At 69.9% G+C, this 14,748-nt stretch carries 16 protein-coding genes and 3 pseudogenes; 9 read left to right on the plus strand and 10 right to left on the minus strand.

Features of this window, described 5'->3' with window-relative positions; translation table 11 throughout:
* Positions 1-9: 9 nt before the first annotated feature.
* Positions 10-510 carry a hypothetical protein gene (locus tag EV657_RS22195; protein ID WP_243837577.1) on the minus strand — a complete coding sequence of 167 codons (501 nt, stop codon included), beginning with the start codon at positions 508-510 and terminating at the stop codon, positions 10-12.
* Between EV657_RS22195 and EV657_RS12145 the strand changes: the two are divergent.
* Positions 502-1,270: pseudogene (locus EV657_RS12145) on the plus strand (IS5 family transposase); the annotation flags it as partial. The gene EV657_RS22195 and the pseudogene EV657_RS12145 sit on opposite strands and share 9 nt — an antisense overlap.
* 27 nt (positions 1,271-1,297) lie before the next feature.
* Here EV657_RS12145 and EV657_RS22730 read toward each other — a convergent pair.
* Both EV657_RS22730 and EV657_RS12155 read right to left on the minus strand, forming a co-directional pair.
* Positions 1,298-1,501, minus strand: a pseudogene (locus EV657_RS22730) (hypothetical protein); the annotation flags it as partial.
* A 57-nt stretch (positions 1,502-1,558) separates the two neighbouring features.
* The gene (locus EV657_RS12155) at positions 1,559-2,383 is read right to left on the minus strand and encodes a GH25 family lysozyme (protein ID WP_113669282.1); all 825 of its coding nucleotides are present in this window, start codon (positions 2,381-2,383) and stop codon (positions 1,559-1,561) included.
* A gap of 219 nt (positions 2,384-2,602) precedes the next feature.
* Between EV657_RS12155 and EV657_RS12160 the strand changes: the two genes are divergently transcribed.
* The 5 genes from EV657_RS12160 to EV657_RS12180 are packed head-to-tail and all read left to right on the plus strand — an operon-like array spanning position 2,603 to position 5,294.
* The gene (locus EV657_RS12160; protein WP_243837578.1) at positions 2,603-3,064 is read left to right on the plus strand and encodes a hypothetical protein; all 462 of its coding nucleotides are present in this window, start codon (positions 2,603-2,605) and stop codon (positions 3,062-3,064) included.
* A complete protein-coding gene (locus EV657_RS12165; RefSeq protein ID WP_075785460.1) occupies positions 3,061-3,729 on the plus strand; it encodes a MotA/TolQ/ExbB proton channel family protein in 669 nt (222 codons plus the stop codon). Before EV657_RS12160 ends, EV657_RS12165 begins: the two co-directional genes overlap by 4 nt.
* A 13-nt stretch (positions 3,730-3,742) precedes the next feature.
* Entirely contained in the window at positions 3,743-4,111 is a 369-nt protein-coding gene (locus tag EV657_RS12170; protein WP_341800928.1) for an ExbD/TolR family protein, read from the plus strand.
* Positions 4,108-4,503 (plus strand): ExbD/TolR family protein, encoded by a 396-nt coding sequence (locus EV657_RS12175; protein WP_075785462.1) that lies wholly within the window; start codon positions 4,108-4,110, stop codon positions 4,501-4,503. The genes EV657_RS12170 and EV657_RS12175 overlap by 4 nt, the downstream gene beginning before the upstream one ends.
* Positions 4,500-5,294 carry a TonB family protein gene (locus EV657_RS12180; protein WP_113669279.1) on the plus strand — a complete coding sequence of 265 codons (795 nt, stop codon included), beginning with the start codon at positions 4,500-4,502 and terminating at the stop codon, positions 5,292-5,294. Before EV657_RS12175 ends, EV657_RS12180 begins: the two co-directional genes overlap by 4 nt.
* Before the next feature lie 25 nt (positions 5,295-5,319).
* Here EV657_RS12180 and EV657_RS12185 read toward each other — a convergent pair whose 3' ends face one another.
* Genes EV657_RS12185 through EV657_RS12200 form a run of 4 tightly spaced genes read right to left on the minus strand, consistent with a single transcriptional unit; the run spans position 5,320 to position 8,906 of the window.
* A complete protein-coding gene (locus tag EV657_RS12185; RefSeq protein ID WP_134078025.1) occupies positions 5,320-6,081 on the minus strand; it encodes an ATP-binding cassette domain-containing protein in 762 nt (253 codons plus the stop codon).
* A complete protein-coding gene (locus EV657_RS12190) occupies positions 6,078-7,049 on the minus strand; it encodes an iron chelate uptake ABC transporter family permease subunit (RefSeq protein ID WP_134078027.1) in 972 nt (323 codons plus the stop codon). Before EV657_RS12190 ends, EV657_RS12185 begins: the two co-directional genes overlap by 4 nt.
* The gene (locus EV657_RS12195) at positions 7,042-8,001 is read right to left on the minus strand and encodes an ABC transporter permease (RefSeq protein ID WP_134078028.1); all 960 of its coding nucleotides are present in this window, start codon (positions 7,999-8,001) and stop codon (positions 7,042-7,044) included. Before EV657_RS12195 ends, EV657_RS12190 begins: the two co-directional genes overlap by 8 nt.
* Positions 7,998-8,906: a siderophore ABC transporter substrate-binding protein gene (locus EV657_RS12200; RefSeq protein WP_134078030.1), complete on the minus strand. Its 909-nt coding sequence runs from the start codon at positions 8,904-8,906 to the stop codon at positions 7,998-8,000. The genes EV657_RS12195 and EV657_RS12200 overlap by 4 nt, the downstream gene beginning before the upstream one ends.
* A 162-nt stretch (positions 8,907-9,068) precedes the next feature.
* Here EV657_RS12200 and EV657_RS12205 point away from each other — a divergent pair, with 162 nt between their 5' ends.
* Positions 9,069-9,371, plus strand: a complete 303-nt coding sequence (locus EV657_RS12205; protein ID WP_134078031.1) for a DUF2218 domain-containing protein — start codon at positions 9,069-9,071, stop codon at positions 9,369-9,371.
* A 75-nt stretch (positions 9,372-9,446) separates the two neighbouring features.
* Here EV657_RS12205 and EV657_RS12210 read toward each other — a convergent pair whose 3' ends face one another.
* Positions 9,447-11,396, minus strand: coding sequence for a TonB-dependent receptor (locus tag EV657_RS12210; protein WP_113669274.1), 1,950 nt, complete (start codon positions 11,394-11,396; stop codon positions 9,447-9,449).
* Positions 11,397-11,755: 359 nt separating this feature from the next.
* On the opposite strand from EV657_RS12210, the gene EV657_RS12215 reads away from it, so the two are divergent.
* Entirely contained in the window at positions 11,756-12,280 is a 525-nt protein-coding gene (locus tag EV657_RS12215; protein WP_134078033.1) for a DUF2478 domain-containing protein, read from the plus strand.
* Positions 12,281-12,447: 167 nt separating this feature from the next.
* On the opposite strand, the gene EV657_RS12220 is transcribed toward EV657_RS12215, so the two are convergent.
* Complete coding sequence (locus EV657_RS12220) at positions 12,448-13,233, minus strand: TOBE domain-containing protein (protein ID WP_075785470.1); 786 nt, start codon at positions 13,231-13,233, stop codon at positions 12,448-12,450.
* Positions 13,234-13,449: 216 nt separating this feature from the next.
* Here EV657_RS12220 and EV657_RS12225 point away from each other — a divergent pair, with 216 nt between their 5' ends.
* Entirely contained in the window at positions 13,450-13,920 is a 471-nt protein-coding gene (locus EV657_RS12225; protein WP_134078034.1) for an SAM-dependent methyltransferase, read from the plus strand.
* Here EV657_RS12225 and EV657_RS12230 read toward each other — a convergent pair.
* Positions 13,917-14,742: pseudogene (locus EV657_RS12230) on the minus strand (transposase family protein). The gene EV657_RS12225 and the pseudogene EV657_RS12230 overlap by 4 nt on opposite strands.
* Positions 14,743-14,748: the final 6 nt, after the last annotated feature.

Raw genomic sequence — 14,748 nt, forward strand, 5'->3', positions numbered from 1 at the left:
CGGCAAGGGTCAGACCGGGGCCGCACCGCAAAGGGCGGCCTTTCGTTTTGCGTGAGGCCGTTTGCGCAAGGTCGGTCTATCCGGGGGCCGGTTTGCGCGGAGGGCCGGTTCTTCTGACGCCGGGCGCGTCGCGCGCTGGCCTGCATCCGGTGCCGGCCCGGCGACAGGATCGTCGGCTGGCCCCAGGTCGAGCCCGAAGCCCATCCCGGCCAGCGTCGCCAGAACGGCGCGGGGCAGGCGCAGCTCGCGCACGGCGAAGCTTGCGCCGGGCACATCGCCGCCCGCGAGAACCCGCAGCAACTCCAACGGCGGGGTCAGCGCCGGACCCGAGATCAGGACCGGCGCCATACCTGCGCACGGGAGCGCGCCAAGCCCCACGGCGATGCGGCTGCGGGTGGCGCGCCCGGCTGCGGCGATCCGCGCCACCCGAATGCCAAGCCCCGCGGCGTCGTCGCCAGGCGCCAGCAGGTTCGGCCCGCGCGCCGACAGAAGCGACAGCGTCAAAGCCATGGTCAGTCGAGGGTCGATGACCGGCGCGTGCGGATCAGCATTATCTTTATCAACCGCAATGGCTTGCGGTGGTGCGACGCACCCTGGGAATACGGTCCGGCCAAGACGCTCCACAACCGCTGGAAGCGTTGGAGGTGAGTGGCTGAACGCCGCTGGTTCGAGAGAAGCCACGAACATGGTGTCTTCGCCCGGATCATGACGGGCCTGGCCGCGGAACGGGCCGAGCACAAGACGATCATGATCGAAGTGAGCAGGCGAACGCCATGCGTTCGAGTGAGCCTGCGCAAGTATCTGAAGGCGCACCGCACGGCCTCGAGCCCGCGGGTGAAAAAGGGGGGCGCGGACGCCGGATCGGCCGGACCAAGGGGGGCATGAACACCAAACTGCATGCCGTCGCCGATGCGAAGGGTCGACCGATCGGGTTTTCCCGTCCGCTGGACAGGTCAGCGACGACACCGGCGCGGCGGCGCTGCTGGGCAGCCTGCCGAAGGCGGGCTGGTTGCTGGCCGACCGGGGCTACGATGCGGACTGGCTGCGAGATGCGTTGAAAGACAAGGGGATGAAGGTCTGCATCCCCGGCCGGACGTCTCGCAAGACAGCCGTCAGATACGACAAGCGGAGGTACAAGCGCCGCAACCGCATCGAGATCATGTTCGGCCGGCTGAGGGACTGGAGGCGCGTCGCCACCCGATACGACAGATGCCCGGAAACCTTCTTCTCCGCTATCGCCCTCGCAGCAACCGTCATGTTCTGGCTCTGAAACTCAATGGGTCCGGAGCCTAAGGGCGGTCTTGCGATCATCGACCGTCTGATGTTTGCGCCACTTCGCAACCGTCTTGGGGGTCGTCGGGAAAACGATTCACCGGATCGTTTTCCGATCCTCCTCGCTCCGCAGGTCCCGGCTCAGCGTCGCGAGCGACGCTTGCGATCGCTGTATCGCTGCTCTGACCGCGCACGTGGTCGTGGCGCTTCCGTGACGAACTTGTCCGATAGGGCCTCCTTCCATTCCTTCGAAGGGATCGCACCATCAAAGCGCGGGATCAAACACCTAGGGCAGCCCCTGTCCGTCCCAGACCTGCCAGGCCGCTTCCGACCCGCGAAAGACGTTGATATCGACCGGCCCGGCCACCCCGTCGATCCGCCCGGTCCCGGTATATTGCCAGAAGGTCCAGGGCGTGCCCGGATAGGTCGTCTCGGGCGGCCCGGCGACCGAGCGCAGCCAGAAGCCCGTGCCCGGCAGCCGGGTGATGCCGGTGTCGCGGGCGAAGTCGACCGTGGTATAGATGACCGGCCGTCGGCCGTAATGCCGCTCGACGATATCGAGGAAGGTCGCGGCCTCGGCGCGGACGGTGGCGGCATCGGGCCTGAGCCGACAGGTCGGCGAAAACGGGTTCCACTCCATGTCCAGCATATGCGGCAGCCCGTCCGCACTTCGGGGCACATTGGCGATGAACCAGCGCGCCTGCCGGTCGGCCCGGGCGCAGAAATAGAAATGGTGATAGGCCGCGCGTGCGACACCCGCCCGGCCCGCGCCCGTCCAGTGCGCCCGGAACATCGGGTCGCTGTCCTCCATCCCTTCGGTCGCCTTCACATAGACGAAGGACACGCCTGCCTTGCGCAGTTTCGGCCAGTCGATGGCGCCTTGCCAGCGTGAGACGTCGATGCCGTGCACCGGATAGGCGCGGGGTCCGGCGCCGGTCCAGTCATGCGGATCGTGATCGTCAAAGCGCGGCCGCTCCGCTGCGGCAAGGCGCAAGGGGGCGGCGCGGTGCGGCTCGGCCGTCGCGGCGCGCGGGGTCTGGCGCCCCGGCGACGACGGGCCGCAGGACATCAGCGACAGCGCCAGAAGCAGAACGAGTGTCTTGTGCGGCATGGATCCGGACGCTCAGGGGATGCCCTGCCATTTGGCGCCGAATCCGGGCCGCAGGCAACGGTTTCCGGCGGCTTCGGGCGGCCGGGCCGGGCGGCGGCTGCGGTCCAAGTGCGACCATAACGTTTTAGTCAGGTATTGCACCGGCCGCGCCGCTGTGGTTCTTTGCGCGCGATCGTTCCAGCCAGATGCGAGGACCAAGTCCCGCCGCCAGAGGACAGATTGACCGATGGATCGCAGGGAATGGAACGCGCGATGGGCATATCTCACCTTGGAGCCGCTGCCGCGGCCTGTGTTTTCGTGCTGGCGCAGGGCGCTTGGGCCGAGGAGTCCGGGCCGCATCTCGCGATCGAGCTGAACGCTGTCGCGCCCGCCGAGACCGGCTGCCTGATCAGCTTCATGGCCCGGAACGGGCACCCCGCCGCAATCGAGCGCGCGGTATTCGAAACCGTGCTGATCGACCGCGCGGGGCAGGTCGAGCGGCTGACCCTGTTCGATTTCGGCGACCTGCCCTCCGGGCGGCCGCGGGTGCGGCAATTCTCGATCCCGGGGCTCGCCTGCGACGATCTGGGGCAGATCCTCATCAACGGCACCAGCGCCTGCGAGGCGGGGGCGCTGGGCGAGGCGGCTTGCACCGAGGGGCTCGATCTCAGCACCCGCACCGATGTGGAGCTGATCGGATGATCGGGGCGGCGGTCGAACTCTTGCGCCGGATCGCCGATCTGGGCGGTCCGGTCGTGCTGATCCTGATCGGGGTCTCGGTGCTGACGGTGGCGGTGGTGATCTACAAGCTCTGGCAATTCGCGGCGGCGGGTGTGGGCCGGCACCGGGCGCTCGCCGAGGCGGTGGTCGCCTGGGATGGCGGCGACCGGGGACTGGCGCGCGCCGCGCTGGGCAGATCGCGCAGCTATCTGCGCCCGGTGATCGAGCTTGCCATGTCGGGGCAGACGGATCCCGAGCGGCTGGGCGCCGAGGCCGAGGCCCGCTTCGCGCGGCTGGAACGCGGCTTCCGCCTGCTCGATTCGGTGGCGCAGCTCTCGCCGCTGCTGGGTCTCTTCGGCACGGTTCTGGGCATGATCGCGGCGTTTCAGGCGCTGCAGGCGGCGGGCACGCAGGTTGATCCGTCGATCCTGGCGGGGGGCATCTGGGTGGCGCTGCTGACGACGGCTGTGGGGCTGGCGGTCGCGATGCCGACCGCGCTGATCCTGAGCTGGTTCGAAAGCCGGATGGAGGCCGAGCGGGTGCTGGCCGATACCGCGATCCACACCGTGCTGGCCCCGTCCCGGCCGCAAGGCGCGCCGCTTGCAGGCGCCGAGGCGGCAGCGCGGGCCGGGGCGATCCATGCGTAGGCGACGGCGGCCCTTGTCGCTTACGCCGCTCGTCGACGTGATCTTCTTGCTGCTGCTCTTCTTCATGCTGAGTTCGACCTTCACCCGCTTTGCCGAGATCGACCTCTCGGCCGCAGCGCCCGGCGGGGCTGTGGCCATGCCCGATACGAAACCGCTTTTCCTGCAGCTCGACCCCGAAGGGCTGCGGATGAACGGCCGCGACATGCCGCTTGAGGCTCTGGCCGACACCCTTGCCGGGGCTCCGGCCGAGGGTCCGGCGGAGGACGCGCAGCCGGTGCTGGTGGCGCTGCAGGGCGCGGTCAGCGCCCAGCGGCTGACCGATCTGCTGGTGGTGCTGCGCGCGGTGCCTGGCCTCCGCGTGACCGTTCTGGGGGCGTCATGACCGCGAAATCCCGACGCGCGCCGCGCGAACCGACCATCGCGCTGATCAACATCGTCTTTCTGCTGCTGATCTTCTTTCTGGTCGCGGGCACGCTGGCCGCGCCGCTCGACGCGACGCTGAAGCTCGTCGATACCGAAGGGCTGGAGGGGGCCGGCCCGGCCGATGCGCTGGTGCTGCATGCCGACGGACGGATCACCCGGCAGGGCGCCGAGATCACGCCCGAGGCCTTTGTCGAGGCGCTCGACCCCGATGCAGGGGCCGATACGGGCGCTACGGTGCGGGTTATCCCGGATCGTGAGGCGCCCGCCGCCGATCTGGTGGCGCTGGCGCGCGCGCTGCGCGCGGCCGGAGCCGGGCGGGTCGTGATCGTGACCGAACGGGGGCTGCGATGATCCCGTCCTCCCGCGCGGGCAAGGTTCTGGCGCTGGGCCTCGCGCTTGGCGCCCATGGGGCGCTGGCTTTGGTGCTGGTGCCGCAGACCGAAACCCGGATGGAGGGCCGCGCGGGTGCCGTCGAGGCGGCGGTCGGCGCCAGTTTCGCCGACATGGCGGCGGGGCGGCTGACCGCCGAAAGCGCCGAAACCGTTGTCGAGGCCGCAGCCCCGCCCGAGCCGGTCGCGGCCCGGCTGCCCGACCCGGTCGAGGCGGTGCAGCCCGCGTCCGCCGAGGCCCTGCGCCCGCTACCCGAGGCCGCGCCGCAGCCGCAGCGCCCTGCGCCGCAGGCCGCCGAACAGCCCAAGCCGAAGGCCGCCGAGCCGCCGCCGCCCGAGACGGTGAAGGCCGAGCCCGAACCCGAGCCTCAGCGTCAGGCCGCGCCCCGGGGCAATGCCGACCGCAATGCCCGCGCCGGTCAGGCGGCGGGCACCGATCGGGCACAGGCTGCCACCAGCGGCCGGGGCGGCGCGACCGCCGAGTCCGGGAATGCCGCGGCCTCGAACTATCCGGGGCTGGTGATGCGGGCGCTGTCGCGGGTGCCGAAACCCCGCATCCGCGCGCGCGGCGCTGCCGTGGTGGCCTTCCGCCTCGGGGCCGATGGCAGCCTTGCCTCGGCCTCGGTGGCCCGCAGCTCGAGCTCGGCCGCGCTCGATCAGGCGGCGCTCCGGATCGTCCAGCGTGCGGCCCCCTTCCCGCCGCCGCCGCCGGGGGCCCAGCGCAGCTTTTCGATCCGGATCGAGGGGCGGTAGGACGGGCCGCCGCACAGGCCACGGTTCAGAGGGTCACGACCAGCTGGCGCCCGCGATGGGGGACGATCTCGAAGCGGGTGTCGAAGACCTCTTCGAGGATCTCGGCGCGCAGCACCTCGTCGGCCCCGGCCGAGGCGATCACCCGGCCGTCCTTCATCGCCACCACCCGGTCGGCCCAAAGCGCGGCGGCGTTGATGTCATGCAGAACAACGACGACCGCACGGCCGTCGGGGCCGGGGCGCGACAGGTCGTGCAGCCGGGCCATCAGGTCGCGCGCGTGGCGCGGGTCGAGCGCGTTCAGCGGCTCGTCAAGCAGCAGCCAGGGCGTCGCCTGGGCATAGGCCATGGCCACCATCGCGCGCTGGCGCTGGCCGCCCGACAGGGTGTCGAGAGGCCGCGCGGCCAGCGCGTCGAGCTCGAAGGCGGTCAGCGCTTCGGCGACGACGCGGGCATCCTCGGGGCCGGGCCGCCCGGCATGATGCGGCCAGCGGCCGAAGCCCACCAGCTCGGCCACCCGCAACCGGCTTGCGACCGTGGGCGATTGCTGCAACAGCGCCACCTGCCGCGCGCGCCGCCGGTCGGGCACCGCGAAAGGGTCGAGCCCGTCGATCCGCACGGTTCCCGCGCCGGGTCGCGCGAGCCCCGCGATGCAGTGCAGCAAGGTCGATTTGCCCGCGCCGTTCGGCCCGATCAGCGCGGTGATGCCGCGCGGCGCGAGGTCCAGCCCGACCTCGTGCAGGATCGGCGTGGCACCGGCAGCGTAGGACAGCGATCGGACTTCGATCATGCGGATCTCCTGTTCAGGACGAGGGCGAGGAACAGCAGCCCGCCGAAGAATTCCACCAGCACGGCCAGCGTCGAGTGCAGGCCCAGAAGCCGCTCGAACACGAACTGCCCGGCGACGAGGATCGCGGCGCCCGACAGCCCGGCCGCGGGCAGCAGGACCGCATGGCGGTAGGTGCCCGCCAGCACCCGGCCCAGCGCCGCGGCGATGAGGCCCAGAAAGGTCACCGGCCCGACCAGCGCGGTCGCGACCGCGACCATCGCCGCGACCAGCATCAGGGCCGCGACCGCCAGCCGGTCATGGGCAAGGCCAAGCCCGCGCGCCGTCGGCCGACCCAGCGCCGCCACGTCGAGCGCGGGTGCCATGGCGATGGCCAGCGCGCCCGCCCCGACCAGAACGACGGCGGCCATCCAGAGCGCGCCGGTCGGCACGGATCCGAAGCTGGCAAACATCGCCTGCTGGACCACGGCGAATTCGGAGGGGTCCAGCATCCGCTGGGCCAGCTCGGCCAGGCCGCGCAGCAGGACACCGAGGATCACCCCGGTCAGGATCATCCGCGTCACGTCGCCCGCGCCCCGCCGCAGCAACAGGCCGAACAGCGCGGTCGCGGCCAGCGTCAGCAGCGCGGTTTCGGCCAGGAACCGGCCGAACTCGGGCAAGAGCGCATAGCCAAGCCCGCCCAGCGTCGCGACCAGCGCGGTCTGCAGGAAGATGAACAGCGCGTCGATCCCGACGATCCCGGGGGTCAGAAGCCGGTTCGCGGCGACGGTCTGGAACAGCACCGTCGCCATGCCGGTGGCCGCGCCCACAAGGATCAACGCGGCCAGCCGGGTCGCGCGCAGCGACAGGATGAAGCCGGTCGGGCCGCGCAGATGCCAGAACAGGAACAGCAGCGACAGCGCCGCCAGCAGCCCGGCCAAGGCCCAGAGCCTGCGGGCGGGGCGGGGAAAGGTCCCGGCGGTCTCAGCCATTGCGCGCCGGTCCCGGGGCGGCATAAAGCAGCCACAGAAAGACGCCCGCGCCGAAGACGCCGAAGACGGTGGCGGCCGGGATCTCGTAGGGCTCCCGCAGCACCCGGCCGAGGATGTCGGCGGCCAGAACCATGCCGGCGCCCCCGGCCGCGACCAGCGGCAGGTTGGCGCGCAGGTTGTCGCCGCGCCAGCGCGACACGAGGTTGGGTGCCACCAGCCCGACGAAGGGCAGGGCGCCGACCGTCACGATCACCAGCGCGGTGATCGCCGCGACCGCCACCAGACCCAGCGTGCGGGTCTGGGCATAGTTCAGCCCGAGGCTGCGCGCCTGGGTCTCGCCCAGACCCAGAAGGGTGATCCGGTCGGCCGCCGCATAGACCAGAAGCGCCAGCGCCGCGATGCCCCAAAGCAGCTCGTAGCGGCCCTGCACCACGCCCGAGAACTCGCCGAGCCGCCAGATCCCCAGATACTGGACAAGATCGGTCGTCCAGGCCAGCCACAGCCCGGCCGAGCCGAGGATGCCGCCATAGATCAGGCCGACCAGCGGCAACAGCATCGGGTCCTGGCGCGGGATGCGGCGGGCGAGCGCCAAAAACCCCGCCGTTCCGATCAGCGCCGAAGCCGTCGCGGCCGCCATCTTCCAGACGGGCGCGGCGCCCGGCGCGATCAGGGTGACGCCCAGAAGGCCAAGCATCGCCGCCTCGGGGGTGCCGGTCAGGGCGGGCTCGACCAGCCGGTTCTGCACCGTCTGCTGGATCACCACGCCCGCCAGCGCCAGCCCCATCCCGGCCAGAAGGGCTGCCGCCGTGCGTGGGAAGCGGCTGACCGCGATCAGCCAGCCGGTCCCGAGATCGCCCGAGAAAAGAGAGGCCGCGCCGATGCAGAGGCTCAGCCCCGCCAGCGCCGCAAGCGCGGTGCCGAGCCCCAGCCAGAGCCTCAGCCCGGCCGTCATGGGCGGTCGGCGGAAAAGGCCGCGACGATTTCGTCGAGCGTGTGCATCATCGACTGAACGCCGCCGCCCGCGATATAAAGCGGCCCGCTGTCCAGATAGACGATCTGCCCGGCCCGTGCGGCCTCGGTGCCCCGGACCAGCACGTTGTCAAGCGTCGCCGCCGCCGCTTCGCCGCTGGCGCCGATGGCCGCGCCGCGGTCGATGGCGAGGATCCAGTCGGGGTCGGTCTCGGCCACGAATTCGAACGAGATCGCCTCGCCATGGGTTGTGGCGCCCAGATCGGGATGCGCCTCGGGCAGGCCCAAGGCGGTGTGCAGCCAGCCGAAGCGGCTGTCGCGCCCATAGGCCGAGATCTTGCCGCCATTGGTCAGCACGATCAGCGCGTCGCCCTTGCCCGCGACGGCTGCGCGGGCGGCGGCGATCCGGGCGTCGAGCGCGGCCTCGAGGGCTGCGGCCTCGGTCTCGCGGCCGAAGAGGCGGCCATAGGCCCGCAGCCGGGCGCGGGTCTCGGCCAGCATGTCCTGACCGGTCACGGTCATGTCGATGGTTGGCGCGATCCGCGCCAGCGCCGCGGCCTGCCCCGAGGACCGGCTGCCGACCACGATCAGGTCGGGATCGAGGATCGCGAGGGCCTCGAAATCGGGCTCGAAGAGCGTCCCGATCCGGGTCGCGCGGCTGGCGGTGGCGTCGAGATAGGGCAGGTAATGCGGCTCGGGCACGCCCGCGACGTCGACCCCCAGCGCGTCCAGCGTATCGAGCGCCGCGATGTCCATCACCGCCACCCGGGCGGGGTCGGCGGTCAGCTCGGCCGGGCCGGTGGCGGTCTCGACGGTGACCGTGCGGGCGGCTGCCGGCAGGCCGAGGCAAAGCGCCAGGGCCAGCGAAGCCAGACTGCGGCTCAGCATGATGTGTCCTTTCCTGCGATGGGGGCGACCGCTGACTGGCGGTGCGCTGGCGGTGTCCGGGGATCTTTTCGGGTAGCGGTGCCGTGACCGGTCAGGCCCGGATAGCGCCTTGCCCTCGGCCGGGGCAAGACCTAAATCGACAGAAAAAGTCAGGAATGTAACATGACCCTTCTTCACGATACCGGCGTCTTTTCCACCCCCAAGGCGAGCAGCTATCTTCAGCAGCTCTGCAAGCATTTCGCCCATAAGGTCGCGGTCGAGTACGACACCGATCTGGGTCGGGTGGCGCTGCCCCCGGGCGAGGCCAGCCTCGAGGCCAGTGACGGGCTGCTGACCGTGACGGTCAGCGGGGCCGATCCCGCAGCGTTGGAACTTGCCCGCAACATCGTCGACAGCCATCTGGCGCGCTTTGCCTTTCGCGAAGGCTTCGAGAAGATGGACTGGCGGGGTGGCAAGGCGGCCTGAACCGTGCCGTCGGCCGGTCCGGGGCACGGCCTTGCAGGGACCCATCGGTCCGGCCATGCCCCGCCCCGTCCGGTGTCAGAACCGCCAGCGGGCGCTGACCCCGAAGGTCCGTCCCGGCTCGTTCAGCGCGACCACCCGGCTGAAGTCGATCCCGTCCGAGCTGCGGCTGGCATAGGTCTCGTCCAGCAGGTTGCGGATGTCGAACCGGATTTCGACCCCGTTCATCCGCGCGGGGGCATAGGTCGCGTGAAGGTTCAGCACCTCATAGCCCGGAAGGTCGGTCGGCGTGTCGGTGTTCTTAAGGGCGATTTCCGCCGATCCGCCCAGCCGCCAGGCGGGCGTCAGGTCCAGCCCGCCTTCCAGCGCGATGATATGCCCGACCGGGCGGCCATAGTAATAGGACGTGGTGCCGACGGTGTCGCCGTCGAGTTTGACATCGGCATAGGTGTAGTTCAGCCGGGCGAAGCCGTCGCTGCCCTGCCAGCCGATCGACCCCTCGACCCCGCGCGAGCTGACATCGGCCCGCGCGCCGCGGTCGGCGCCGGTGGGCAGCACCGCGTTGAGATCGTCGATCCCGGTATAGAAGACCGCGCCGCTGACCGCCCAGGGACCGGTCTCATAGCGCAGGCCCAGGCGGCTTGCCTTGCTGCGCGAGGTGGTGAAGCCGTCATAGGTCCAGTCGCCGCCGAAATTGACCAGCGCCGCCTCGCCCAGCTCGTAGCCGCCCCAGGTCGAGGCGATCCCGGCATTCAGCGTCAGCCGTTCGGTCAGTACCACATCGACCGAGGCATTGGCGCTGAGCCCGCTGCCGTCGAACTCCTGTCCGTCGGCGGCGTCGAACTCCTGCATGTCATAGCGCAGCCCGTAGGAGACCGAGACCCTGTCGGTCAGGTCCTGGCGCGCCTGGGCGAAGAGGCCGATATTGGTCATGCTCTCCTTGCCCCGGCTGTCATAAGGGGCGGTGCCGCGCCCGCGCCCCTTGGCGGTCTCGTCGAAGAAGTCGAGCCCGGCGGTCAGGGTGCCGGTGCCGATCTGCCATTCGTTGCTGGCGCTGCCGCTGAGGCTGGTATTGAGCCCCCAGGCTCCGATGACGTCGACCTCCTGCTCGTTATAGGACAGTTGCAGCTTGGGCGCGAACCAGCCCTCGGGGGCCTCGTCGGTATAGCTGAGCGTGAACGAGCTGCGCCGGGCATAGCCGTCGACCATCACGCTGTCGCCCGAGGTCAGCCCGGCGAAATCGGGCCGGATGAAGTAAAGCCCGTTGCCGCCCAGCTGCGCCGCCCGGCGCCCCTCGTCCTCGGTTTCCGAGGCGCTGAAGGTCAGCCGCTTGCCCGATTGCGAGGTGAAGCCCAGCTTGGCGGTGTAGGAGCTCAGGTCGGGCTCGGTCCCGCTCATGGTGGTGCCGTCGCCATCCTCGTACTCGCTGCCGATCTCGCGCGTGCCGCTCAGCAGGTAGTCAAGCCCGCCCTGCTGGCCGAAGACCGTCAGCGCGCTGCGCAGGTCGGTGCCGTTGGTTGACGTGCCGATGCTGGCGATGCCGCCGAAACTCTTGCCCGGCTCCAGCAGATCGCGGGCATCCTTGGTCTCGTAGGCGATGGACCCGGCCAGACCGCCGGGGCCGCCATCGGCCGGGGCAAGGCCCTTGGTCACCTCGACCCGTTTCAGCAATTCCGGGTCGATCAGCACGTTGCCGGTATGGTGGAAGGCGCCCTTGTTCTGGCGCGCGCCGTCGATGGTGACCGACAGCAGGCTTTCCTCGATCCCGTTCACGAAGACCTTTTGCGCAATCGCCGCGCCGCCCCCCACCGTCACCGAGGCCTCGCCCTGAAAGACGTCCTTCACGCTGGACGGGTTGCGGTTTTCCAGGTCCTCGGCGGTGACCTCGGTATTGCCCAGAAGATCCTGGGCTTCGGCCCCCTCGATCCGCAGGGTGCCGAGATAGGTCTGGTTGGTATCCTGGCCGAAAGCGGCGCTGCCTGCCCAGCAGGCGCCCAGAAGCAGCAGGCCTCGAGAGGTCCGGTTCATGCGTTGTCCCCAATTCTGCGTGTCACATGGCTGGACAGCGCGTCCTGGGACGGGCGATCTGGCTTTCCGGTCCGCCGGGCGGTGCCGCGGCGAATATCCGACGATTTTTATCAGTCTTCGCGTACATACGAATTCGTGCCGCACATGCAAGAACGGATTCGGTCTTCCACGACCGAAGACGCACAAGGAAACCGCCCTGCGATGCAGGGACGGCGCGGTTTTGGGCATTTCGGTCCCTTCGACGCGCCGTTGCGTGGCGAAACGTCGCGACCCGTGGTTCAATCCGTTCTGCGGCATTGAGCCGCCGGGAATGCGCTATGTAACCTTAGTGCATAGCGATATCCGGGAGAGTTGCAGAGATGACCGAGACCAGCGACGATGCCCCGTACCGGGTTGCCGCGATCCCGCTTGTGGAAGACCTGGCCATCGACGCGCTGCTGGCGAAGGTCGTGGCGGCCCTGCGCGCCGAGGGCGTCCGTGTCGCCGGGTTCCGTCAGGGCCGCGCCCCGGAAGGCGGTATGGCGGTCGAGGATCTGACCGGCGGCGGAGTCTTTTCGATCTCGCAGGATCTGGGGCCGGGGTCGCAGGGCTGCAAGCTCGACCCGCAGGGGCTGGCCGAGGCGGCCTGTGCCGCGCTGGCCGCGCTTGAGACCGGGCCCGATCTGCTGATCCTGCCGCGCTTCGGCAAGGCCGAGGTCGAGGGGCACGGGTTTCGCTCGGTGATCGAACGCGCCTGCGAGCGGCAGGTGCCGGTGCTGGTCGCGGTCAAACCCGATTGCACCGCGGCCTGGACCGATTTCACCGGTGGCGTGGCCGACCGGCTTGTGCCCGAGCGGGCGGCGGTGCTGGACTGGTGCCGGGCCGGGATCTGCGCCCGGGTCTGAGGCGCCTCCGGGGCTTAGCTGGCCGCTGAAAACTCCGAGGATCGCGTTTTCGACGCCAAGGAGCGTCACTTTTCGGGCTCTCTCGTCGAGCTGATGAAAACGTGGCGCGTCTGGACCTGACGAGCGAAGCGAAAGGCGTGCGCCTCAGACCTTTTTTCGGTAGCCTGCTAGGGCAGGGCCAGGATCACATGGCTCGACTTGATCAGCGCGGTCGCGGCGTCGCCGGGGGCCAGTTTCAGCGCCTCGGCGCTTTCGCGGGTGATCGTCGCAACCAGCGTCTTGTCGCTTCCGAGATCCAGCACGATCTCGCTGTTCACCGGCCCGTCGGTGCGCCCGGTGACGGTGCCGGTCAGACGGTTGCGGACCGACATCGGGCCAAGCTCGTGCCCCTTCGCGAGGATCACGAAGCTCGACTTGACCAGTGCGAAGATCTCGATGCCGGGGGCCAGCCCCATCTCGGCGGCGCTGTGGCCGGTGATGACCGAGGCCAGCGTCTGGCCGCCGCCGATATCCATCTGCACCTCGGCGCTGACCGGGCTTTCGGTCACCGAGGTCACGGTGGCGCGGTAGGTGTTGCGGGCCGAGGTCTTCATCATCAGGCTCCAGAGAATGTCGCCGGGGTCGAGGTCGATCTGGTTGTCGAGCGAGGCGACCACCCGTTCCAGCCCTTCCTGGATCGCGGTGAAGGCGGCGATGACCTTCTCGCCGGCCGGGGTCAGCGCCGCGCCGCCGCCCGCGCGCCCGCCGGGGGCGGCGCTGACCAGGGGGCTTGCGAAGATGTTGTTCATCGCCTGCACTCCGTCCCAGGCGGCCTTGTAGGACAGGCCCACCTCGCGCGCCGCGGCCGAGATCGACCCGGTCCGGCCGACCGCGGCCAGAAGCGCCACCCGGTCGGCGCCCATCCGCGCCCCGGGCCGTTCCAGCGTCAGCGCGCTGCGCACTCCAACCGGCATTGCCGTCTCGCTCCTTTCGCAGACATCGCCCCGTCTTAGCGCGAAGCCGCCCGATCTGCCACCGCCGAGTGCCCGGCGCTGTGCCCTGCTGCCGGGCGCCGGACCTTCGGGCCAGGGCCGCGTCAGCGCGGCCTCTTGCCAGCCGTTATATAAGTGGCAAACATGGCGGCGATCCCCTTCGCCGCCAGCGCGCGGCCAGGCGCGAAAGGAAGATGCATGGAAAAGGTCATGGCCGAGATCCGGGCGGGCGAGGTCTGCGCCCCGCTGCCGCAGACCGGCGATGCGACAGTGTGGTTCGTCGGGCGGCTCAGGACCCCCTGGACGTCGCCGCGCGATTGTCCGCGTCAGGGCGACCGCACCGCTGGCCCGGTCTGCCGGATCGAGATCGACCCGCGCTGGCGCGAGGCGCTGGCCGGGATCGAGCGCAAGGAGAACCTGCTGCTTCTGTACTGGATGGACGGGGCGCGGCGCGATCTGGTGCGCCAGAGCCCGCGCAATGACGGCGAGACCATCGGCACCTTCGCACTGCGCTCGCCCAACCGGCCCAATCCGGTGGCCTGTTCGGTGGTCGCGCTTCTGGGGCGCGAGGGCGATGTGCTACTGGTGCGGGGGCTCGATTGCATCGACGGGACGCCGCTGATCGACCTCAAGCCCGATTATGGCGGGCGGCCCTGTCCCGAGCATTAGGTGTTCAGTCCCGGCATCTCGTGGATCGGGTTCAAGATGAATCTGTCCGGCTCTGATGTCCGGATCTTGCAGATGTATTCGCAGGGCGTGAGCCCGTCGATGGTCTTGAGGCGGCGCGCGAAGCTGTAGGCTGCCATCAAGTCCGCGAGGTGGGGGCGGAGCTGGTCGTGGCTGTCGTGATGGTCCCGATTGACGTTCAGCGGGAAGACGCGCCACTGGTGCCTCGCCTGATCCGCTTCACCCTCCCTGATCGTGCGGTGCATCCGTTCGACCTGTCCGCCGCCCTGGAAAAACAGTCCCCCCGGACTGTTTTCCGATCCTCCGAACTCCCGGGATGGTTGGGGTTGGTCAGGGCAGCGTTTGAACGCCGACCGCTTCGGCTTGTCGCCCTCGACGTCCGGCAGGCGCGAGAGGCATTCGCCATCGGGTTTGAACCAATGGCGCCGCAATGGCTCAGCGCTGCAGGCAGCACTGCAGTGCAGAGCGTGTCAGATGCGGGATGGACGGCTGCAGGGCACGGAGGCCGTCGTCAAGCGGCAGCAGCGTGTGGCGCCGAAACGCGACGATGGCCGCCTCCTCGGCCTCAGACGGAACCGTCGAACGTGGCCTCTTAGGGCCGGTCTTGCGATCATCGACCGTCTGCCGTTTGCGCCGGTTCGCAACCGTCTCGGGGGTCGTCGGGAAAACGATTCACCGGATCGTTTTCCGATCCTCCCCACTCCGCAGGTCCCGGCTCAGCGTCGCGAGCGACGCTTGCGATCGCTGTATCGCTGCTCTGACCGCGTACGTGGTCGCGGCGTTTCCGTGACGAACTTGCCCCATAGGGCA

The organism is Rhodovulum visakhapatnamense (assembly GCF_004365965.1).
Lineage (GTDB): Bacteria > Pseudomonadota > Alphaproteobacteria > Rhodobacterales > Rhodobacteraceae > Rhodovulum > Rhodovulum visakhapatnamense.